At 49.3% G+C, this 22,587-nt stretch carries 14 protein-coding genes; 2 read left to right on the top strand and 12 right to left on the bottom strand.

Annotation, left to right across the window (positions count from 1 at the left end):
- Positions 1-44 precede the first annotated feature (44 nt).
- Both R70723_RS06270 and R70723_RS06265 read right to left on the bottom strand, forming a co-directional pair.
- Positions 45-2,171: a putative bifunctional diguanylate cyclase/phosphodiesterase gene (locus tag R70723_RS06270; RefSeq protein WP_039870640.1), complete on the bottom strand. Its 2,127-nt coding sequence runs from the start codon at positions 2,169-2,171 to the stop codon at positions 45-47.
- Positions 2,172-2,337: 166 nt separating this feature from the next.
- Positions 2,338-3,297, bottom strand: a complete 960-nt coding sequence (locus R70723_RS06265; RefSeq protein ID WP_179088005.1) for an aldolase catalytic domain-containing protein — start codon at positions 3,295-3,297, stop codon at positions 2,338-2,340.
- A 251-nt stretch (positions 3,298-3,548) separates the two neighbouring features.
- Between R70723_RS06265 and R70723_RS33705 the strand changes: the two genes are divergently transcribed.
- Positions 3,549-3,686: a hypothetical protein gene (locus R70723_RS33705; RefSeq protein ID WP_179088004.1), complete on the top strand. Its 138-nt coding sequence runs from the start codon at positions 3,549-3,551 to the stop codon at positions 3,684-3,686.
- Between the two features lie 110 nt (positions 3,687-3,796).
- On the opposite strand, the gene R70723_RS06260 is transcribed toward R70723_RS33705, so the two are convergent.
- From R70723_RS06260 to leuB, 5 genes are all read right to left on the bottom strand, one after another.
- On the bottom strand, positions 3,797-5,329 hold the full coding sequence (locus R70723_RS06260; RefSeq protein ID WP_081957244.1) for a leucyl aminopeptidase: 1,533 nt from the start codon (positions 5,327-5,329) through the stop codon (positions 3,797-3,799).
- Positions 5,330-5,485: 156 nt separating this feature from the next.
- Complete coding sequence (locus R70723_RS06255) at positions 5,486-6,586, bottom strand: ATP-binding protein (RefSeq protein WP_039870639.1); 1,101 nt, start codon at positions 6,584-6,586, stop codon at positions 5,486-5,488.
- 398 nt (positions 6,587-6,984) lie between these two features.
- Complete coding sequence (locus R70723_RS06250; RefSeq protein ID WP_039870638.1) at positions 6,985-7,392, bottom strand: hypothetical protein; 408 nt, start codon at positions 7,390-7,392, stop codon at positions 6,985-6,987.
- A gap of 216 nt (positions 7,393-7,608) precedes the next feature.
- Positions 7,609-8,148, bottom strand: coding sequence for a peroxiredoxin (locus R70723_RS06245; protein WP_039870637.1), 540 nt, complete (start codon positions 8,146-8,148; stop codon positions 7,609-7,611).
- A gap of 214 nt (positions 8,149-8,362) precedes the next feature.
- Complete coding sequence (gene leuB, locus R70723_RS06240) at positions 8,363-9,445, bottom strand: 3-isopropylmalate dehydrogenase (RefSeq protein WP_039870636.1); 1,083 nt, start codon at positions 9,443-9,445, stop codon at positions 8,363-8,365.
- A 230-nt stretch (positions 9,446-9,675) separates the two neighbouring features.
- Here leuB and R70723_RS06235 point away from each other — a divergent pair, with 230 nt between their 5' ends.
- Positions 9,676-10,656 (top strand): aldo/keto reductase, encoded by a 981-nt coding sequence (locus tag R70723_RS06235; RefSeq protein ID WP_039870635.1) that lies wholly within the window; start codon positions 9,676-9,678, stop codon positions 10,654-10,656.
- Between the two features lie 76 nt (positions 10,657-10,732).
- On the opposite strand, the gene R70723_RS06230 is transcribed toward R70723_RS06235, so the two are convergent.
- The 5 genes from R70723_RS06230 to R70723_RS06210 form a co-directional block, all read right to left on the bottom strand.
- Entirely contained in the window at positions 10,733-11,824 is a 1,092-nt protein-coding gene (locus R70723_RS06230) for a DUF4097 family beta strand repeat-containing protein (protein WP_039870634.1), read from the bottom strand.
- A gap of 18 nt (positions 11,825-11,842) precedes the next feature.
- Positions 11,843-12,340 carry a hypothetical protein gene (locus R70723_RS06225; RefSeq protein ID WP_039870633.1) on the bottom strand — a complete coding sequence of 166 codons (498 nt, stop codon included), beginning with the start codon at positions 12,338-12,340 and terminating at the stop codon, positions 11,843-11,845.
- Positions 12,341-12,383: 43 nt separating this feature from the next.
- Entirely contained in the window at positions 12,384-12,839 is a 456-nt protein-coding gene (locus tag R70723_RS06220) for a zf-HC2 domain-containing protein (protein WP_039870631.1), read from the bottom strand.
- Positions 12,836-13,378, bottom strand: coding sequence for an RNA polymerase sigma factor (locus R70723_RS06215; protein ID WP_047171045.1), 543 nt, complete (start codon positions 13,376-13,378; stop codon positions 12,836-12,838). Before R70723_RS06215 ends, R70723_RS06220 begins: the two co-directional genes overlap by 4 nt.
- Positions 13,379-13,580: 202 nt before the next feature.
- Positions 13,581-22,286, bottom strand: a complete 8,706-nt coding sequence (locus R70723_RS06210; RefSeq protein WP_039870629.1) for a SpaA isopeptide-forming pilin-related protein — start codon at positions 22,284-22,286, stop codon at positions 13,581-13,583.
- Between the last annotated feature and the right edge of the window lie 301 nt (positions 22,287-22,587).

Genomic DNA, 22,587 nt, shown 5'->3' with positions numbered 1-22,587 from the left:
CATCTCGTTGAATAAAATGCAACCCTTTAACAGTATAACTAGGCTTACATGGGTACACCAAGCAGAGGTTTCAGGAAAACCGCTTCGAATTCGGCCGCTTTGATCGGCTTGCTGAACAGGTATCCCTGGGCCTCATGGCAATGCTGCTGACGCAAAAATTGCAGCTGCTCCTTGTTCTCCACACCCTCTGCCGTAACCTTCAGCTTCAGGTGATGGGCCATCGACGTGATGGTTGAGACAATCGCCGCATTATTGCTGTCCTCCAGCACATCAGAGACGAAGGAACGGTCAATTTTGAGCCGGTCGATCGGCATATTCTTGAGATAGTGCAGCGAGCTGTAGCCTGTGCCGAAATCGTCTATACTGATGAACACCCCAAGCCGCTTCAAGCGGTTAAGCTGGTCAAAGGCAGTTTCCTTATCCAGAGTCATACTCTCCGTAATCTCCAGGTCAACATAGCGCGGATCAAGTCCGATTTCCTGCAGAAGCATATCTATTTTGCCGGCGAGGTTCGGCTGCAGAAATTGGCGCATGGACAGGTTCACGGAAACGCAGATATGCCGGTACCCTGCCAGCTGCCAGGCTTTATTCTGCTCACAGGCCGTTCTCAGCACCCAGTCACCGATCGGTACGATCATTCCGCTCTCCTCGGCAATCGGGATGAACTCTACAGGGGATACAATTCCCCTCTTCGGATGCTCCCAGCGCAGCAGTGCCTCCATTCCGACAATCTCTTCGGTTTCGAGCAGCACCTGAGGCTGATAGACAAGATAGAATTCATTACGCTCCAGTGCCCGGCGCAGATCATTCTCCAGCTTCAGGCGTTCTTTGGCCTTCATCTGCATGGACGGGATATAGCGGCGGATTTCCACATTCTGCTCTTTGGCATTATGGACGGCCGTATCCGCATTCTGAATCAGCTGCTCTGCTGTATTACCGTCTCCGGGATGAATGCTCATCCCCAGACTCAGTGAAATATGATATTCCCCTGACTCCAGCTGAATCGGAGTTTCAAAGAGCTGCAGCAGTTCAGACGCACGGACCAGACAGCTCTCGACCCCGGTCCGCCCAGTCATCAGGAACGCAAACTCATCCGCTCCCATACCGAACAGCTCCTCATGGCCTTTTACCTCGTTCAGTATCCGCTTTGACACCAGCTGCAGCAGCCGGTCCCCGGCATTATGCCCCAGTGAGTCATTGATATTTTTGAAATGGTTGATGTTCATGATGACCAGTGCCGAAAAACCGCCGCGCCCTTTTTCCTTTTCACTCTGAATAATCATTTCTTCCACACTCTGCATCAGCTTCCGCCGGTTGGGCAGTCCTGTAAGATCATCGTGATACGCCAGATAGTTAATTCTTGCTTCCGCCTGCTGGTTCTCATGAAACGGCTCTTCAATTGTCAGCCGGTATACCCCGGTCAGCATCAGATAATAAGCAATGCCGCTGCTGATCATGCCAAAGAGATTGTCCATCTCACCAACACTGAGCAGATTCATAAAGAACACCTGGGCCAATGCAAAAAAGATCAAGGCGCGGATGATGATAAGCAGTGAAGCAGATTTCTCAATTCTGCCCGGATAGACAATCATTCCGACACTGAGCAGATAGATAAACAGCACCGCCATATCAATCAGATGCTTGACCGTGCTAAGCCACGAGTATGTCTGCAATCCCGGTGTAAGAATATCACTGAAGATAATCAGCATTAATGAGAGGGCAATTACAACAAGGGAAACGGCGAATACCTTCTTCTTCCCTCTTATCGATACAGGCTCATCTTCCTTGCTGAAAATAAACAAAATGCCAAGTGCGCTGGCCAGGCGTGAGAAGGTCAGCAGCCAAAGGGACTGGTCCTGGCTGATGATCGAGGATATTGCGGGAATGCCCACAAAGCTTAGGATGTGTAAGAAGTCAAAGGTGCAAATGCCTAAAAACAGAGCAGAGATATACAATCTTGCCTTGGATAATTTATCGGAGAAAAACAGCCCGCCCTGGGCGAAAACAGCAAAGCCGAAAGCTATATTGCAGCAGCCGGCTATAAGGTAAAGCGCCAGCATGACGTCCTGATTCTCAATCTGGCTGAGCGGAGTGCGGAAGATCTGAATCAGAAGGAACAGCACGGCCCCTATAACTGCCGCTTGGATTGTCTTTCTCTCTTCTTGTCTCATAAGTCCCTCGCGTCTGAAAATGATATCTATAATTAGTGTGAATGTTGTAATTAAGCTCTTCTATAAATATCGGCTTATCCGTCCCGTAAAGTTACATTCCTTACATACAAATAAAAGAAAAAGCACTTCCCGCCAATAGAGGGAAGTGCTTCTGCCTTACAGATTATTATTTATCCCCGAAGGTAACCTCAGGTGTTGTCAGCTTGTCATAGAAATCAACGGCCTTATCCTTATCCTCCGATGCGCGGAGCGCCATTGCCGAGCGCGGGTGCTCGTCCAGCGTACCGGTAATCATGTAGGGAATGATGTATCCCCACTCTTCCTTTTCACGGAGCGGAATCATCAGCTGCTCGATAATATCAAGCACAGGACGCAGCGTATATTTCGTATTCTTAAGGTGGGTAACGAGCAGCTCAGTCGGACAATTCCCCGCCGCACGCCCCATGCCGTAGCAGGATGCATCCAGCAGCTCTACCCCGAGCTCAGAAGCAACAAGAGTATTGGAGAAGGCCAGCTGCAGATTATTATGGGTATGCACACCAAGACGTTTGTTAGGAAGATGGGTTTTGAATTTATCCACCAGGTATTTAATGTCGTTATGATCAAGGCTGCCGTATGAATCCACGATATATACAACGTCTACAACGCTGTCACGGATCATATCAAAGGCTTCCAGCAGCTCATTCTCCATTACATTGGACAGCGCCATAATATTAATGGTCGTTTCGTACCCGCGGTCATGGAAAATCTGAACCAGCTGCAATGCCTTGTCCACATCCTTGCTGTAGCAGGCTACACGGATCAGATCCAGCATGCTCTCGCTGCGCGGCAGGATATCATTTTCATCGACCCGGCCGATATCAACAAGCGCTGACAGCTTGGTATTGCCCTTCTGAGGAATAACTTTGCGCAGAAAATCATCGTTCAGGAACCGCCAAGGTCCGGCGCTTTCCGCTCCCTTAAGCAGCTTAGGGGAGTTTTTGTAGCCGATTTCCATATACTCAACTCCGGCTTCATTCAGCCCGGCATACAGCTTCTGTACAAATTCAACGCTAAAGTCCCAGTTGTTAACGAGACCTCCATCCCGGATGGTACAATCGACAATTTTACTCTGATTATTCTTCACAATATGTTCTCCCTTCAGCATATCCTTCATTATTGCCGTCAGCATAAGCTTACTATGCAATCATTATCGTACAATCATACTTTAATGAAGAATAAAATGTAAAGATTATTTCGCTATCTTCCATAACTGTTTTCAAGGCAGGTCTGCAGCCGCACGCTGGCAGCTTTATACAGCAGGTTTAAACTCCGCGGGTTCCGGGTATGTTTGTTATAAGCAACTGCAGCCAGACCACTACCTAAGGAGGAATAACCATGAATACGAAAAAAACGTTATTTACTACCGCAGCGTTGGGAGCAGTCTATTTACTCAGAAATAAAGATACACGCGATAAAATTATGAATGGGATCCAGTCCTTCACCTCTCAAGTGAAGGCTAAGCGGAACGGATAAACCGTTTCAGCTGTGCAGGCGGCCCGCCCGCAGGCAACCGCAGGCAACCGCAAAAAGCCGCAACCCTCTTATAAAGAGCGTTGCGGCTTTTTTGTATGAATACAATGAACTTAGTTCTTTGCAGAGGGTCCCGGCGGCTGATCCCGGCTGAGACTCAGCAGGTATTCCAGTAAGGTGCGGACCATTACTCCTGATGCACCTTTGGAATTAACCCCCCGCTCCTTGGACAGAAATGCCGTTCCGGCTATATCGAGGTGAACCCATGGCAGCCCCTCAGCAAATTCGCCGATGAACAATCCTGCAGTGGACGCGCCTCCGAACCTGCCGGCAGCATTGCGGATGTCGGCAACCTCGCTTCTAAGCATCTCACGGAATTCAGGATAGGCAGGAAGCTGCCACACAGGCTCACCAGACCGTTCCGAGGCCGCCAGCAGCTCCTGCATAAGCTGCTCATCGTTCGTGACTGCTCCGGTAGCCACATCACCAAGAATGGACAGGATGGCCCCTGTAAGCGTAGCTACATCAATAAAACGCTCTGCTCCCCATTCCCTGGCATAGGTCAAACCATCACCCAGCACCATCCGGCCCTCAGCATCGGTGTTCAGCACCTCGATTGTTTTTCCGCTCAGAGCGGTGACAATATCTCCAGGCTTAAAGGCTGCTGCAGAGGGCATATTTTCGGCGGCCGGTATGACCATGACTACATTAATCTGCGGCCGCAACCGGCCAAGCGCCTCCATTACACCTAATACAGCGGCTGCACCGCCCATATCGCTGATCATATCTTCCATTCCAGGCGCCCGCTTGAGCGATATCCCGCCGGTATCAAATGTGATCCCCTTGCCGATAATACCTGTAACGTCCGTCCATTCTCCGGCACCCTGATAACGGATGACAATCATCCGCGGCGGATGAACACTTCCTTTGCCGACAGCAAGCAGTCCGCCCATTCCACGCTGTTCAATTTCCCGTTCATCCAGCACCTCTACCGGAAGTCCGTGCCGCTCGGCCACTTCGACTGCGGCGGCGGCAAGTCCGGAGGGGGTAAGGATATTGCCGGGAAGATTGGTCAGGTCGCGGGCAAGATTGGTGCCGTCTGCCAGCGCGGAGCCACGCTTTATCCCCTGAAGCCAGACCTGTTGCAGTGCAGGGTCCACCAGACGCTCAGGATGCAGGGTTATTTTATCCGGCTTCACATAGACCGCCTGCTCCTGCTTATAATGCTTTCTGCGGTAGCTGCCCAGCACCAGGCCTTCCGTGAACGCCTGTGCCGCTCCTTCCCGGAGCAGCAGCTGCTCCGGAAGCTCAATGTCAAGCAGCTCCGTCTTTAACCGCACGGCAGCGCGGCAAATATGGGCTGCCAGCACCCTGATCTCCCCGGTTCCGGGGTCTCCCTTTCCGCTTCCGGCTAGAATGACTATAGGGTACCGGGATTGTCCTGTAACCGGCAGGATATAAATCTGGTTCAGCTTACCTGAAAAAAGCCCCGCTCTGTTTATGGAATCTATATCAGCCTTCCATTCGGCAGCCAAACTGCTGTTAAGCAGGCTGCTGTCCGCCAGTCTGTCTTCGGATACCAGAATACATAAGACATTTCCTGCCTCACCGGCCACTGCTCCGGCATTGTTCCATTCAATATTCATGGCATAACCTCCAGCTGTTCTTGAACCTGCTGACCCGCATTACGCAGATAAGGCTGACTTCCTGCACGAAGTGTAATCGTGCCACACAGGAATCAGCCTCTTTAGCATCTCTATATTATAACGTACAGCCAGCTTAGAACACAGCTGCAGCCTCTCTTATTGAATCAGCGGCAAGGAGATAACAAACCGGGTGCCTTCATTCACTCTGCTGCTGACCGAAATACAGCCTCCATGATTCTTGATAATCCGGTCACTGACGGACAATCCAAGCCCCGTCCCGTTCTCCTTGGTAGTAAAAAACGGATTAAACAGCCGGTCAAGCGTGCAGATATCCATCCCTTTTCCGTTATCAGAGATGAAGATACGGACCTCTGCACCATCTCTGCGGGCCCCTACCTCAATTTTGCCTACTAAATCATCCCCACGCTCTGTAATCGCTTCCATTGCGTTTCTTATCATATTCAATACTACCTGCTTCATTTGTTTGGCATCGCCGGAAATAATCAAATCACCCTGTAACGGCTGCAGGTTAATCTGGCAGCCCTTCATCAAGGCCTCACTCTCCGTAAGCAATACGACCTCTTTCAGCAGTGCAGCAACAGGAACCAAGCCAATCTGCGGGGCAGACGGTTTGGAGGATGTCAGAAACTCGTGAATAATGTCATTGGCCCGGTCAATTTCAGCCAGTATAATCTTGGCGTACTCCTCTTTGCCCAGCTGATGCAGATGAGGATGCAGCAATTGTATGAACCCGCGGATTGCCGTCAGCGGATTACGGATTTCGTGTGCAATAGACGCAGATAATTTGCCCAGCATGGCCAGGCTATCATTCTGATAGGCGGTCTGCTCAATCAGCTTATAATCGGAAATTTCCTTGAACGTAAACAGGTAGCTGCCCTTCATCTGCTCACCGGAATGCAGGCTTACCCGCCAGTACCGGCCGTATTCGTCAGCAAACTCATAATTCGGCTTACCCTTCTGCACCATTTCCCGGTATCCGCGCAGCATCTGCTTCTTCTTAAAGCGGTTTAACTGAATATTCGCCAGAAGATGCGTTATCGTGCAGCCCATAATTGCCAGCCTCGGCAGCTCAAGTATACCGAACATCTGTTTATTTGCAAAAGTCAAAACCCCATCTTCATCAAAGAGCATAATTCCGCTGTCAATGTGCTCCAGCACATCCTCATATGTAGTGTCCATTGCCACGGATTGAAACGTTCTTGGTAAAATTAAGCTTTCTTGAAATTGGCTTATCACGATACGAAGTTCCCCCTTTTACTGCATTTGGCGTAGACGCTTAAGCGACATCAAATTACTATGTAAATGAGTATATGACGAAGCCGCCAGAACATTCGGAAATCGTATTATATTATCCAACCGTTTCAACTATATTCCAATCATATCCAAGAGAAGAAGACAACGCAATCAGAGAAACTGTCGAATAGCAAAAAACTTATTAAAATGATTCTTAAGGCATACTAAATATTAACATGAAAGCTGAATTCCGGAAGAAAGCTGCATTATTCCGCCATCTATATATAAGAAACGGCACCATAATAACCGTAAATCCTATTAATGCTCGTCAAAAAAACCCCCGCTGCAGCGGAGGCCCCTGTGCCGGATAAAACCGGCATGTATTATATTACTCTGCAAGATCAGGCTTTCTGCTGGAGGCGGTGGCGGCGCTGACTCATTACAGCCAGACGCTTCTTAAGCTCCCGCTCCCACTTGCTGTCCCCAATCTGCTTGGCTACAGCCAGCAGATCAAGCGCCATATCAATCTGGCTGCGGATGATTGCCAGCGGGTCTTCGCTCTCCATGTTAATAACATTCTCGAAGATGGCTTCCTCATCTTCCATCACATAATCCTGGAAATCAACGTCAGTCACTCCATCGCCATGAGCATATTCCGCAAGGATCTCATACTCGTTCTCGACTTTGTAATGTACCTCTACCCGGTGGCATACCGGGCAAAACAGCAGGGGAACATTATGGACTTGCGTGCGATAATGTTTAAGGGTTCCCTTCGTTCCAACCATACTCGCTCCACAGCAAAAGCTCATTATTGTTCACCCTCCTTGGGTAAGTTCCATTGATTTCTTATTATTGTATTACAAAATAGTACCGGAGATTCCACTCCTACAGCCATTATATTAACCGCGGCGCCTAATTTCAAACAACATTACTGCAGGATACAGGCGTTTTGTTACAAAAAACCCCCTTGGCGGAAAACTTTCCCGCAAGGAGGTCTTATTAGTCTCTCAAGGAGCGGACAGCCTTTACAGGTTCTTGTCGCCCGGTTTCCAGTTCATTGCACACAGACCGCCGGATTGCAGAGCCTGCAGCACGCGAAGCGTTTCTTCTACGCTGCGGCCTACATCATTATGGTTGACCACTGCGTATTTCAGCTCGCCGTCCGGATCAATAATGAACAATCCGCGAAGAGCTATTCCCTCTTCTTCAATCAGCACGCCATAATCACTGGCAACCTTCTTCGTGATATCTGAAGCCAGCGGGAAGTTCACTTGTCCCAGGCCGTTCATGTCGCGAGGGGTTGTAATCCAAGCCTTGTGGCTGTGAATGGAGTCAATGCTGACACCGAGAATTTCTGTATCAAGCTCTGCAAACTCTGCAGCTGCATCGCTGAGCGCTGTAATTTCAGTCGGACATACAAAAGTAAAGTCCAGCGGGTAAAAGAAGAATACAAGCCATTTGCCGCGATAGTCGGACAAGCTGACCTTCCCAAAATCCTTACCGTCGCCTGTTACTGTTTCCATTGTGAAATCCGGGGCTGGTTTACCTACCAAACGTTCTGCCATTGCTTAAATTCCCCCTTTGAATATGTAAGAAAAACAATAAACTCTTATTGATGGAATGAGTCCGCCGCTTGCTCCCGGCTATAGACCAAATGGTATCATCGCACCAAATCAAAGTCAATATTACACTTATTACTTTTTTATAATAATTATAAATAAGCAACATTTTGTGAAGTTTTCTGTTTTTCAAAGTCAAAAAAGGAATATGGCGGCAGTTTTACGCTTTGCGGATAGCAGCAACAATCAGGTCGCCCATCTCCGTAGTGCTGATTGCCTTGCTCTTGTCTACGGCAATATCACTGGTACGGTGTCCGGCATCAAGTACTTCTGCTACAGCTGCTTCAATAGCGGCTGCGGCATCCTCATAGCCGAAGGTCATGCGGAACATCAGCGCCAGCGACAGGATGGTCGCAATCGGATTAGCCAGGCCCTGGCCGGCAATGTCAGGCGCGGAGCCGTGAACCGGCTCATACAGGCCGTAGCTTCCCTCGCCCAGTGAAGCAGAAGCAAGCATTCCGATCGAACCGGTCAGCATCGCAGCTTCGTCACTCAGAATATCTCCAAACATGTTCTCGGTCACAATGACGTCGAAGCTGGACGGACGGCGCAGCAGCTGCATTGCACAGTTATCGACCAGCACATGCTCTAGCTCTACCTGCGGATATTCAGGAGCGATCCGGTTAACAACCTCACGCCACAGGCGGGAAGTTTCCAGTACATTGGCTTTGTCGACGCTGGCCAGCTTGTTGCGGCGCTTGCCGGCAATTTCAAAGGCCTGGCGTACGATGCGCTCCACTTCCGTTACATTATACACACAGGTATCAACTGCCTCTTCACCATGTTCGCCCTGGCGGCGCAGCTTGTCTCCGAAATAAATCCCTCCGGTCAGCTCACGCACAACCATCAGGTCTGTACCTTCAAGCACTTCCGGCTTCAGCGTGGATGCATCCTTCAGGCAATCAAATACATTTGCCGGACGCAGGTTGGAGAACAGGCCCAGCGCTTTGCGGATTCCGAGCAGTCCTGTTTCCGGACGAAGCTCCTTCGGGTTGTTGTCCCACTTTGGTCCGCCGACAGCCCCCAGCAGTACAGCATCTGCACTGCGGCAGATTTCCAGTGTATCCTCCGGAAGCGGTGTTCCCCGCTCATCAATAGCGATGCCGCCAAACAGCGCATGCTCGGTTTCGAAGGCGTAGCCAAATACTTCTTCCGCTTTTTTCAATACTTTTTCTGCTTCAGCCACAACTTCGGGTCCGATTCCGTCCCCGGCAATTACGGCAATTTTTTTAACCTCGCTCATTCCCGTCACTCCTTAGATGGTCTGCTGTGCACAGACATAGTTCTTCTGTATATTGTTGTAACATAACAGGCGGCAAAGGACAAAGATACAGATTCTATGAAAGTGATAGGCATTACCTATAGGATTCACACAGGCTCGCCATTTGCTCTTCATTCCCGGGTTGTATACAATTAATATGCTGTTGTTTTCCTTGTATCGCTGATCTATTTCATAGAAGGAGTGAGTGTGAAATGCAGTATACGAAGCTGGGTAAATCCGGGCTGAAGGTAAGCCGCCTCTGCCTGGGTACGATGAATTTCGGACCGATTACGGATGAGAAGGAAGCCTTCCGTATTATGGACGCTGCACTGGATGCAGGTGTGAACTTTTTTGATACCGCCAATATTTACGGCTGGGGTGAAAATGCCGGACTTACAGAGACGATTATCGGCCGCTGGTTCAAGCAGGGCGGCGGACGGCGGGAGAAGGTTGTGCTGGCGACCAAGGTTTACGGCGCCATGAGTGACAAGCTGGACGGCCCTAATGATGAAAGCGGTCTCTCCTCCTATATTATCCGCCGTCATCTGGAAGGCTCCCTTCAGCGCCTGCAGACCGATCACATCGAGCTTTATCAGATGCACCACGTAGACCGCAGCGTGTCCTGGGACGAGCTGTGGGGCGCCTTTGAGCTTGCCGTGAGCCAGGGTAAAGTCGGCTACGTCGGCTCCAGCAATTTTGCCGGATGGGATATAGCCGTTGCCCAGTCAGAAGCGAAGGCCCGCGGTTTCCTCGGCCTTGTCTCCGAGCAGCATAAATATAGCTTAACCTGCCGCCTGCCTGAGCTTGAGGTGCTGCCGGCTGCGCAGAATCTCGGCCTTGGCGTGATTCCCTGGAGTCCGCTGGACGGCGGGCTGCTGGGCCGCAATGCGCTTATGAAGATTGAGGGCAGCCGCAGCGGCGGCAATACGGAACGCATCGAGCAGCATAAGAGCCAGCTCGAAGCCTTTGCAGAGCTTAGCCGCGAGCTGGGCGAGCCGCAGGACAATATCGCGCTTGCCTGGCTGCTGGCCAACCCGGCCGTCACCGCGCCGATTATAGGTCCGCGCACGCTGGAGCAGTTCGAAAGCGCTCTGCGCTGCCTTGAGGTTGTACTTGAGGAGAGCGTGCTGAAGCGGCTTGACGAAATATTCCCGGGTCCCGGCGGGGCAGCGCCGAAGGCGTATGCCTGGTAATAAACCGGACAACCCCCTGTTTAGACAAAAGAAGCAGCCTCACCCGGATAATGTCCGGGCGGCTGCTTCTTTATTTTTACTCAGCGGTGTCCACAGTAATGGTGCCGTTGCTGGTAGACAAGGACACCTCATGGGTTCCTTCACCCAGCACTGCTCTTCCCTGGTTATCATCATCACGGTCCCAGGCAATATTGCCCTTCAATCCGCCGTTGCTCGTCTCCGCCTTAATCTCAGCGTTCGTTGCTGCCGGAAGACTGACTGTTATTTTGCCGTTGCTGGAATCCAGGTCCCAGTCGCCTGTAACTGCAGAGTTAACTGTGATTCTGCCGTTACTGCTATCAGCCGAGACAGTGCCGTCGATGTTGGTTAATGTAATTGCACCATTTGAGCTGGAGAGCTCGGTTTCGCCCTGAACATTCTGAACGGCTATCGTTCCGTTGCTGGTGCGGGCATCTACGCCGCCGGTGATATCATGAATATCCAGTGTCCCGTTGCTGGTGTCCACCTCAAGCCCGCCCGCCAGGTTACCGGCTTCTATCGCACCGTCACTGGTCTCCACTTCGACTGCCAGGTTCTGCGGAAGGCTGATATTCAGATACGGCTCTTTGGTATAGACACCGAAGTGAATGTTCGACAGCCAGTTCGTCTCCAGATCGAGCTTCAAAACAAGCGTATCGCCCTCTTCAGTTACCTTCCATTTCTTCTCCATCGCATTTGCCGCTTCACTTTCGTTCTTGCCCGGCAGCTCGAGCTTGCCTTCATAATCAAGGGTATTGCCGTCTGTTCCCTGAATCATTACTTTTCCGCTCGGCAGCTCGATCTTCACGCGCTCAATCTTGGACTGCACCTCTATTGCCCCGTTAAGCGGAACCAGCTGTGTCCGTCCGAAGATACCTCCGAGCGTACCTCCGGCAAGCACGGTCTGCCCGCCGCTAGCAAGCACGAGGACAATAACCAGCAGGATGCCCCAGCCGCTTACACGGGTTTTGACATCCGAGCGGATAAACAGCCGGATCAGCATTTCCAGCCCAAACAGAATGAGCAATGCCGGCCACAGATAACCGAGCGCATCATATGAAATTACATTGTATTGGGCCAGAACAATGAGTACCCCTACTGCTATACAGCCTAGTGCAGCCGAAAAGCTGCCGATTTTCCATCTCCCCATGGATGAAATCCCCATTTCTTATGCTTTGGAATTTTTTTTGAGCATTCTGAAGCCGTAGCCGATCAGGGCCAGCGACAGCAGGATCGAGCCGATATTCATATCGGTGAGAATGCGCCAGAGCCATGGAAAAGCGGTAGCCACCAGCAGCACGAAGCCTGCAGCGACACAGCCGATCCCCAGCCATACCGGATTCACGTCGTCCTGCGGATATTCCGACACCGGAGGCATACCCATGGTCCACGGAGCCCCGAAGCTGTCAGGATGGAACATCATCCGTTCATGCTCGGCGATCGTCAGCTTCATCCAGGCCGCTTTTTGCAGAGCGTCAAATAACTGGTAGAACCAGAGAGCGGCCAGCGCGAACGGGAATACCGTCGGCATTGATGGGATGAAAATAATGCATGCCGAGGCTCCCAGCATATATTGCAGGCCAAGCTTTTTAAATCCCAAATATAAATGTCCCAGACCTGGCACGAGCGCCAGAAAAAAAGTAAGCCAGCGTTTTTTCTTAATCATGCTATATCCTCCTAAAGGTTTGGTGAGCATTGCTTCTTCATATCTATTTCTGGCTCCCTTGAGCGTTAAACCAGGCCGTAACTGACGTCGACATCTGCCCGTTAATCTCGGTAATGCCATAGGCCAGGTTCTCAAAAACTCCAAGCTGCAGCAGCAGGAAGGTAAGACCTACCGCAACCCCATAGTGCATCCAGGAGGTCCCCGGCGCATTCCGGCGTCTGGCCGCAGTCGCTTTAACGGTGCGCTCACGGCGGCCTGCTTCCAGCTGTTCAATATGCTCCATCACGTCATTTGTTATATCGGGAAAATCCCATGACTCCGGCGCTTCTAATCCGGCCTCCATCTCATTCCACAGTGCAGCAAGCCCTCTTGCCTCCTCCAGCCAAGATGAGCAGCCGGGACAAGCTTCAATGTGCAGACGGATATTCAGCTCCATCTCCGGAGACAATGTACCTTCGATATAATGCGGCATCCATTCTTTGACTGTTGCACAATTCATCGCCATTCCTCCCCGCTTTTTCTCATCATCTGCCTGGCTCTGTAGAGCTGTGATTCCACTGTTTTGACCGAAACACCCTTCTGCTCGGCAATTTCCTGATAGGAGTGATGCTGAAAATAATACAGCTGCACGACCGACCGGTACGGTTCTGTGAGACTGTTCAAATTCTGATCCAGCTCCTCCGAGGCTTCCTTGCTGAGCACCGCCTGTTCAGGCGTCTGTGAGGTGACCCAGTCATTCTCCGTATAATCTGCTGTACTGCGGTGTTTCCATTCCCTGTCATTGGCCCGTTTCCAGTCGAGACAGGTCCTGTAAGCAATCCGGTACAGCCAGGTGGAGAAAGAGGACTGTCCTCTGAAGGAGGGGAGCGCCTTGTAGGCTTTAATGAAGACTTCCTGGGCCATATCCTTGGCCGATTCGGCTTCTCCGGTTATTTTGATGCACACTCGGTATACCATGCCCTGATAACGCGTGACCAGATGCCCAAAAGCCTGGCTCTGCCCTTTCAGCACGGCTGAAATCCATTCTGCCTCTTCCAAGTCGTTCTCCCCTCCTTCTTCATAACGTTAGACGCCGGACATTCCGCTTCCCCTGCAGACCGTTCGTTTTTTTTTTGAAAAATCTTTCTTAAGCCTATTTTACAGTAAAATCACGGCAAAGGTCCTTAGTTTTCCAGGGTTAGCCCTAAAGCAAACCCACCCGCAGCAGTGCTTCGGGTGGGTTTATTTGAATGATATCCGATTACACCGGTTTGTTGCGTGTTCTGAATCTTAATGCCAGGGCAATACCGATAACTACCAGGGCTCCGCCTGCCAGGTACAGCGGGAGCGGGCTTTCTTCTCCTGTCTTAGGGAGATTGCCCGGCAGACCGTTATTTTCGTTATCCGAATCTGTATGATCTGTGCCATTATCAGTATCAGGCACCGTGCCAAGAGGTATTTCATCAACGCCCACCTCTATAATAACCTCCTGCTCGTTACCGTCTTCATCCGTTACAGTAATGGTGAACTTATCCTTACCGGTATATCCCGGATCAGGAGTATAAGTCCATTTACCGTCCGGTGAGAGAACTACCGTACCATGTGCCGGCTCCTCACTGATGCTCGGTATGCCTCCCAGAGGAATCTCGCCGTCAATCGGAATATCCTCAATTGTTGTTGCAGTTGTCGCTTGCGGTGTTGGCGCAGTGCTTACCGCAGGCGACGGTCCTGGAGTTACGGCCGGGCCTGGCGTCAGACCAGGTGTTGCAGTAACACCCGGTGTCACTGTTGCTGAAGGTCCCGGCGTTACAACGGATCCCGGTACGGTAGAAGCAGCTGGTGTCGGTGCCGGTCCGCCTGAATTCGCCGTTACCGGGGACGTTGTCGGCGACGGCGTTGGTGCAGCTGTCGGTGCCGGTGTTGGTACAACCGCCGGTGTAGCTGTCGGTACCGGTATTACCGGAATCGCCTTGTTCTTGATCGGGTCCAGAGCGATCTGGGCGCCCGATTGAATATTTACATTGTGTACAGCGGCGTCTAACTGATAACCAGCTGGAGCTTTGGTCTCTTTTAACGTATAAGCCCCAAGCTTCAAAGCATTAAATACAATTTCGCCATTGGCATCAGTAACACCCGTCGCCACTGCAACCTCACTGGAACTGTAGAGCTTGAACTCCGCTCCTGCAAGCTTCTTAGCGGTATTATCCTGATCTACCTTGGTCAGCTTCAGTGATCCCAGGATTTCTTTGTTAGTGATCTGCTGCTGCACATCCGGAACGGCAATTGTAAGATTAGCCTTACGCTCCGTGCTGTTCAGCACATAGCCGGTTGGCGCTACCGTCTCCTTGAAAGTGTAGGCTCCGAGCTTCAGATTCTTGAACTCAACGATACCATTTGCGTCACTGATGTCTGTTGCTACCAGCTTGTCGCTGGCATCGTATAGCTTGAACTCTGCTCCTGCCAGCTTCTTCGCGGCATTATCCTGATCAACCTTAGTCAGTTTCAGTGAACCCAGGATCTCTTTGTTGGTGATCTGCTGCTGCACATCCGGAACGGCAATTGTAAGACTAGCATCACGCTCCGTGCTATTCAGCACATAGCCGGTTGGCGCTACCGTCTCCTTGAAAGTGTAGGCTCCAAGCTTCAGATTCTTGAACTCAACAATACCGTTCGCATCACTGATGTCTGTAGCTACCAGCTTGTCGCTGGCATCGTATAGCTTGAACTCTGCTCCTGCAAGCTTCTTCGCGGTATTATCCTGATCCACCTTTGTCAGCTTCAATGAACCCAGGATCTCTTTGTTGGTGATCTCCTGCTGCACGTTACGTGTGGCCAAAGTAAGGCTAACGCTGCGTACCGTACTATTCAGGACATATCCAACCGGAGCTGCCGTTTCCTTGAAGGTATATGCTCCGATTTTGAGATTCTTGAACTCAACAATACCGTTCGCATCACTGATGCCTGTTGCTACCAGCTTATCGCTGGCATCGTAAAGCTTGAACTCTGCTCCTGCAAGCTTCTTCGCGGCATTATCCTGATCCAACTTGGTCAGCTTCAATGAACCCAGGATTTCTTTGTTGGTGATCTCCTGCTGCACGTTACGTGTGGCCAAAGTAAGGCTAACGCTGCGTACCGTACTATTCAGGACATATCCAACCGGAGCTGCCGTTTCCTTGAAGGTATATGCTCCGATTTTGAGATTCTTGAATTCAACGACGCCGTTCGCATCGCTGATGTCTGTAGCTACCAGCTTGTCGCTGGCATCGTACAACTTGAACTCTGCTCCTGCAAGCTTCTTCGTTACAAGGTCCTCATCAACCTTCGTCAGTTTCAGTGAACCCAGGATTTCTTTGTTAGTGATCTGCTGTGTTACATCTGATACAGTCGCAGTAATGTTAACAGTACGTTCAGTACTATTCAGCACGTAGCCTACTGGTGCGACCGTTTCCTTATAAGTGTAAGAGCCGATCTTCAGATCCTTAAATTCAACCACTCCTGAAGCATCTGTAGATTTGGTTGCTACCAAAGCCTTGCTCGCATCATAGAGCTTGAACTCTGCTCCTGCAAGCTTCTTGCTTGCATCATCCTGATCGACCTTAATCAGCTTCAGGGAGCCCAGGATTTCTTTGTTGGTGATCTCCTGCTGCACGTTTGGTGTGGCCAAAGTAAGGCTAACACTGTGTACCGTACTATTCAGGACATATCCAGCCGGAGCTGCCGTTTCTTTAAAGGTATATGAACCGACTTTTAGTTCCTTGAATTCTACAACGCCGTTAGCATCACTAGTCTCTGTTGCAACCAGCTTGTTGCTGGCATCATACAATTCGAACTCTGCTCCCGTCAGCTTCTTCGTTGCAAGGTCCTCATCAACTTTTGTCAGCTTGAGTGAGCCGAGAATTTCTTTGTTAGTAATCTGCTGTGTTACATCTGATACAGTCGCAGTAATGTTAACAGTGCGTTCAGTACTATTCAGCACGTAGCCTACTGGTGCGACCGTTTCCTTATAAGTGTAAGAGCCGATCTTCAGATCCTTGAATTCAACAACTCCAGTAGCGTCTGTAGAGTTGGTTGCTACCAAAGCCTTGCTCGCATCATACAACTTGAACTCTGCTCCTGCCAGCTTCTTCGCGGCATTATCCTGATCAACCTTAGTCAGTTTCAGTGAACCCAGGATCTCTTTGTTGGTGATCTGCTGCTGCACATCCGGAACGGCAATTGTAAGACTAGCATCACGCTCCGTGCTATTCAGCACATAGTCGGTTGGCGCTACCGTCTCCTTGAAAGTGTAGGCTCCAAGCTTCAGATTCTTGAACTCAACAATACCGTTCGCGTCACTGATGTCTGTAGCTACCAGCTTGTCGCTGGCATCGTACAACTTGAACTCTGCTCCTGCCAGCTTCTTCGCGGTATTATCCTGATCCACCTTTGTCAGCTTCAGTGAACCCAGGATTTCTTTGTTGGTGATCTCCTGCTGCACGTTACGTGTGGCCAAAGTAAGGCTAACGCTGCGTACCGTACTATTCAGGACATATCCAACCGGAGCTGCCGTTTCCTTGAAGGTATATGCTCCGATTTTGAGATTCTTGAATTCAACGACGCCGTTCGCATCGCTGATGTCTGTAGCTACCAACTTGTCGCTGGCATCGTAGAGCTTGAACTCCGCTCCTGCCAGCTTCTTCGTTGTTTCATCCTGGTCAACTTTAGTCAGCTTCAGTGAGCCCAGGATTTCCTTGTTGGTGATCTGCTGCTGTACATTCGGTGTTGCTAGAGTAACGTTAACGGTTCGTACTGTATCATTCAGGACGTAACCAACCGGAGCCGCCGTTTCTTTAAAGGTATATGAACCGACTTTCAGCTCCTTGAATTCCACAACGCCGTTAGCATCACTAGTCTCTGTTGTGACCAGCTTGTTGCTGGCATCATACAATTCGAACTCTGCTCCCGCCAGCTTCTTCGTTACAAGGTCCTCATCAACCTTCGTCAGTTTCAGTGAACCCAGGATTTCTTTGTTAGTAATCTGCTGTGTTACATCTGATACAGTCGCAGTAATGTTAACAGTGCGTTCAGTACTATTCAGCACGTAGCCTACTGGTGCGACCGTTTCCTTATAAGTGTAAGAGCCGATCTTCAGATCCTTAAATTCAACCACTCCTGAAGCATCTGTAGATTTGGTTGCTACCAAAGCCTTGCTCGCATCATAGAGCTTGAACTCTGCTCCTGCAAGCTTCTTGCTTGCATCATCCTGATCGACCTTAATCAGCTTCAGGGAGCCCAGGATTTCTTTGTTGGTGATCTCCTGCTGCACGTTTGGTGTGGCCAAAGTAAGGCTAACACTGTGTACCGTACTATTCAGGACATATCCAGCCGGAGCTGCCGTTTCTTTAAAGGTATATGAACCGACTTTTAGTTCCTTGAATTCTACAACGCCGTTAGCATCACTAGTCTCTGTTGCAACCAGCTTGTTGCTGGCATCATACAATTCGAACTCTGCTCCCGTCAGCTTCTTCGTTGCAAGGTCCTCATCAACTTTTGTCAGCTTGAGTGAGCCGAGAATTTCTTTGTTAGTAATCTGCTGTGTTACATCTGATACAGTCGCAGTAATGTTAACAGTGCGTTCAGTACTATTCAGCAAGTAGCCTACTGGTGCGACCGTTTCCTTATAAGTGTAAGAGCCGATCTTCAGATCCTTGAATTCAACAACTCCAGTAGCGTCTGTAGATTTGGTTGCTACCAAAGCCTTGCTCGCATCATAGAGCTTGAACTCTGCTCCTGCCAGCTTCTTGCTTGCATCATCCTGATCGACCTTGGTCAGCTTCAGGGAGCCGAGGATTTCTTTGTTCGTGATCTGCTGCGCTGCATCCGGCTGAGCTGAAGTAAGAGTGGCACTGCGTTCAGCTGAATTCAGTACGTATCCGGCCGGAGCCTTAGTCTCATTAAAGGTATACGTACCTAGCTTCAAGCCCGTGAATTCAACAACTCCTGTTGCATCTGTTATTTGGGTTGCCACCAGAGTCTTTCCCGCATCATACAGCTTGAACTCTGCCCCTGCCAGTACTTTTGCCGGGTCATCCTGGTCAACCTTGGTCAGCTTGATGGAGCCCAGCATTCCTTTATTTGTAATCTGCTGCTGCACGTCGGGAATGGCCAAAGTAATATCGGCCGTTTGCTCCTTTGTATCCAGTACATATCCATCCGGTGCCTTTGATTCATTAAAGGTATAGGTTCCGGGCTTCAAATCCGTGAAAACAACGACTCCTGCTGCATCCGTTGTTTTTGTTGCCACCAGAGCTTTGCTGGAATTATACAGCTTGAACTCTGCTCCTGCCAGCTTCTTGCTTGTATCATCCTGATCAACCTTGGTCAGCTTGATACTGCCCAGGATTTCTTTGTTAGTGAACTGCTGCAGGTTTGGTGTTGCCGATGTAATACTGACACTGACTTCAGCAGTATTCAGTACATATCCGGCCGGAGCCTTTGTTTCCTTGAATGTGTAGGTCCCCAGCTTCAGGTCTTTAAATTCAGCAACTCCATTCACATCAGTAGTTGCTGTACCTACCTCAGCCTTGTCCGCATCATACAGCTTGAATTCTGCTCCTGCCAGCACCTTCGAAGGTTCCGCCTGATCGACCTTGGTGATTTTCAGTGAGCCTAATACAATTTTATCATTGGTTATCGTCAATGTTTTTTGTTGTGCGGGGTCAATAGTTACCGCAGTGCTAGTGGCTGTTATGACATAACCCGCGGGTGCCTTCGTTTCTTTTAGAGTGTAGTTTCCGCCCATCAATTTACTGAACAGCACTTCACCGCTTACATCAGTGGTTCCTGATCCGGCTAATTGGTTAGCAGAGTTGTACAGCTCAAATTCTGCTCCTGCAAGCTTAGTGGCCGTATTTCCTTTCGCTACCTTGGTCACTTTAAGTGAGCCGTTGAAGTCATTGGTCACTGTCATTTGAACAGGTGTGGACGAGTTGATGGTAACAATACGCTCTGTGGCATCAACTGCATATCCGGCTGGCGCCTTGGTTTCCTTTAGCTTATATTTGCCCGCGCGCAGACCAGTGAACTCCAGGGTGCCGCTGGAATTGCTGACCGCCGTCTTTGTATCCTTCAGATCAGAGCCTACAATGCGGCCCAGGGAGAATTCAGCACCCGATAGCGTCAACGTTTGGTCAGCATTCGTTTTGAGTACCTTGAGCGAGCCTGTAACCCCGCTGCCTGTACCTCCGGTATCAACGATTCTGATGGACCAGCTGTTACTAAAGGGCTTGCTAATAGAGGAAGCACCCATACCGCTGAAAGACGCAGCATTGGTTACCGTCACATTATCAACCGCTGTAATAACAGACTGATATTTAAGAATGTAAGGTTTAGATATCGTATTTTTAAAGGCAAGCTTGAAAATATCCTTACCGCTTGAGTCCGTACTGAACTCGAGTGTATAATCTGTATCTTTGACCAGCTTTGTGTTCGTTGCAGTTACTGTTCCGCCGGAGTTGATATTTGTCTCAAATACCTGGAAGCTCGCCGGCAGCAGCACCTGATTCGTACTTGGCGTATCAATAACCTGTGCATTAAGCACTACAGACTGGTTGGCATTAATGGTCAATGACCAGTTCATAATGGTTTGGTCTGTGGAATCGACTGCTCCGGTTTTTGTTACATATTGTCCGCCATTCGTAACAGTTGCAGTACCCTGCAAGGTTTTTGAAACGCCTTCTCCTGCCGCATTGTTCAAAACAGCAGTATTGGTAACGCTCGATGCATTGACATCTCCTGCCGCAAATTCTGTTTTGAAGACCACATAAAAGGCATAATCCACAGCATTTTTAAATTTAACGCGCAGCTTCCCGTCATCCACAGCAACTGTATAATCCGTCTTATTAACCAACGCAGGAGTTAAGGCATAAGGAGTACCGGCAGCATTATAATCCAGTTTATTTACAACTACGCTGTTTTCGTCTGCAACCTGTCCGGCCGGAATCGTGTCAACCAGCTCTGCACCTGCAGCCAGTACTCTTTTGTTATAGTTCGCGCCAACCGTCCAGGTAATTTTTTTGCTGGCTACATCGTATGCACCTGACTTGAATCCGTTGTTTTTAACTTTATTGTCGGGATCGAATGTTTTCCTGGATGTCTGTTCTGGTGTATCTTTAGCCTTTTCAAGCCAGTCAATCGAGGCCGTATTTGAAAAGGCGGATACACCGCTTTTTAACTTATAATAATCAAAATTAGTGGTGTAAGTAATTCTGTAAGCCTGGGAAATCTTCTTTTTAAAAGTAATTTCGAAGCCGGAATTTGTACTGAAATCACTAACCGGAAGAGCGGCAAACACGTAATCAGTACCCTCAACCAGCTTAACCGATGAATCCGTCAGGAGAGTAATCTCCGGTCTGCCAAGCAGCTGCAGGCCTGCATTATCAAACTTATCGGTCAGCACGAGGTTTGTCATGTCTCTTTTATCTTCGTTAATGTTAATTTTCCACTTCACCGTTTTATTCAGATAATCTACATCATTCGCAGGCGTTGAGTTTTTATCTACATCCAGCTTGTTTAAGATACGTTGGGTTGTCTTAGCAGTCGCTGGAACAGTTGAGCCATTGTAGGTTACTTTATTTACAATATCCTCCCCGGCGTATACCCGCCCCGCTACCTTAGTCTTGTACTCAATCCGGTATGCCGATTGGACATCATTATTGAACTGAATCTTAAAACCTGCTGTAGCAGGAGTGACCGTCGTATCGTCAGGCAGATCTGTTAATGTATAATCCACACCTGCAGTCAGCGTTCCATCCGTTGTAGCTGCCCCGTTCACATCCAGCTTCATCCTGGTAATGACCATTGAGCCGGCAACATAATCCTGGCTGATATTAAAGCGGTCCGTCAGCACTGCTTGAGCTGCAGGTATTGCTCTTTCATCATAGTTAAATTTGATCGTCCAGTTTATTTCCTCTGTCGCCGAATTAAAACCGCCTGTAGACTTCTCCAGAGGCTTCCCGTAACTGACCGCAACAGCTGAAGAGGTTGCATTCCAGCTTGTTCCGTTGCCGTTTAACGAAGCTGTGTTCGTGTAACTGGTCTTACCTGTATCTGTTATTTTGGTAGAGAATTTGAGCCGGTAGGCCTCATTTATAGAATTGTTAAATTTCAGATCCAGTTTACTTCCTGTACTGGCTGAAGTATCGTACTCTGCCGGACTGATCTGTCCACCCTGCGTCACGCCCCCCTGAACATCGACTGTAAGCCCGTATACGGCAATAGAGACCGTATCCAGATTCAGGCCTGCCGGGAAGCTATCCGTTACCGAGGCATTATCCACCTTATTCAAAAGCCTATTTACATCAACTGTCCATTCAATACTGGTGGCATTGTACTTTTGCGGCTTAGGTACTCCGCCTTTTTTGATAGCTGCTCCGTTATTAGGCTGGATATTAATAGTAATGGAATTGCTTGCATTGCCCGCTATCGGGAAAAGAAGCTGCTGAGTGGTGCTGCCGGTAACATTCGTTTTACTCAGCTTGGATTCCACCCAAAGGTTCCCTTTTATATCAAACAGCCCTTCAATGTTCTTATTAAATGTGAGTACCACTTTATTGTCAGTGCCTACAGCATAAGTCCCCATACCGTCAGGGAACTCGCTGTTAATCAGCTTACCTGTGTATGCCTGCTCAATCGCCAGCTTCGCTGGAAGTATATAGGTGTATTTAGCCCCTTCTTTATATGTATCATCAGGAAGCTCATAGGTCAGATTGAACCTGTAAATGGAATCGAACTTATACACGCTGCTGGTAACCTGTGTGCCGTTTTCGTACACGGACAGACTTACGGTCTTAACAATATCCTCAGTAATGTTGCCGTCGACTGCATCCGCGTTAACGTTTGTGAAGAAGCCTACTGCAATTGCGAATGTTGTTATAAGGATTGCCAATCCGAGCCAGACAGCCCATGTTTTCTTTTTAATTAATCTCAAGAACGTTCCCTCTCCCTTGGTATGAATAGTTTACACATAACATCTCCAGTAACATTATGTATTCCGTGCTCCAAACTCCTACATTTTTCCTATAAAACAAAGCTGAATTATAGAAGCATGTGTACAAAGGCTTATAATAACAAGAACCATTGTAACTAATTTCACTGACAAATTACTGATAAACTGCTAACGAAAATCATTCCGCTCAGGAAAAACAAAAAAGCCATCCTGCCAGCAGAGTATTTCTGCCGTCAGAATGGCTTAAATCGTTGTTTCCTTAATGTAATTCTACTATATAAGT

Origin of the sequence: Paenibacillus sp. FSL R7-0273, from assembly GCF_000758625.1 — a bacterium.
Lineage (GTDB): Bacteria > Bacillota > Bacilli > Paenibacillales > Paenibacillaceae > Paenibacillus_AQ.
The sequence above is the reverse complement of the archived record's forward strand: the minus strand, read 5'-3'. Positions and strand labels throughout refer to the sequence as shown.

What these genes read in the sequence shown, in the direction of transcription:
- R70723_RS06270 (WP_039870640.1), bottom strand. Translation starts at nt 2,171, where the DNA reads ATGAGACAAGAAGAGAGAAAGACAATCCAAGCGGCAGTTATAGGGGCC.
- R70723_RS33705 (WP_179088004.1), top strand. Translation starts at nt 3,549, where the DNA reads ATGAATACGAAAAAAACGTTATTTACTACCGCAGCGTTGGGAGCAGTC.
- R70723_RS06260 (WP_081957244.1), bottom strand. Translation starts at nt 5,329, where the DNA reads ATGAATATTGAATGGAACAATGCCGGAGCAGTGGCCGGTGAGGCAGGA.
- R70723_RS06250 (WP_039870638.1), bottom strand. Translation starts at nt 7,392, where the DNA reads ATGAGCTTTTGCTGTGGAGCGAGTATGGTTGGAACGAAGGGAACCCTT.
- R70723_RS06245 (WP_039870637.1), bottom strand. Translation starts at nt 8,148, where the DNA reads ATGGCAGAACGTTTGGTAGGTAAACCAGCCCCGGATTTCACAATGGAA.
- leuB (WP_039870636.1), bottom strand. Translation starts at nt 9,445, where the DNA reads ATGAGCGAGGTTAAAAAAATTGCCGTAATTGCCGGGGACGGAATCGGA.
- R70723_RS06235 (WP_039870635.1), top strand. Translation starts at nt 9,676, where the DNA reads ATGCAGTATACGAAGCTGGGTAAATCCGGGCTGAAGGTAAGCCGCCTC.
- R70723_RS06230 (WP_039870634.1), bottom strand. Translation starts at nt 11,824, where the DNA reads ATGGGGAGATGGAAAATCGGCAGCTTTTCGGCTGCACTAGGCTGTATA.
- R70723_RS06225 (WP_039870633.1), bottom strand. Translation starts at nt 12,340, where the DNA reads ATGATTAAGAAAAAACGCTGGCTTACTTTTTTTCTGGCGCTCGTGCCA.
- R70723_RS06220 (WP_039870631.1), bottom strand. Translation starts at nt 12,839, where the DNA reads ATGAATTGTGCAACAGTCAAAGAATGGATGCCGCATTATATCGAAGGT.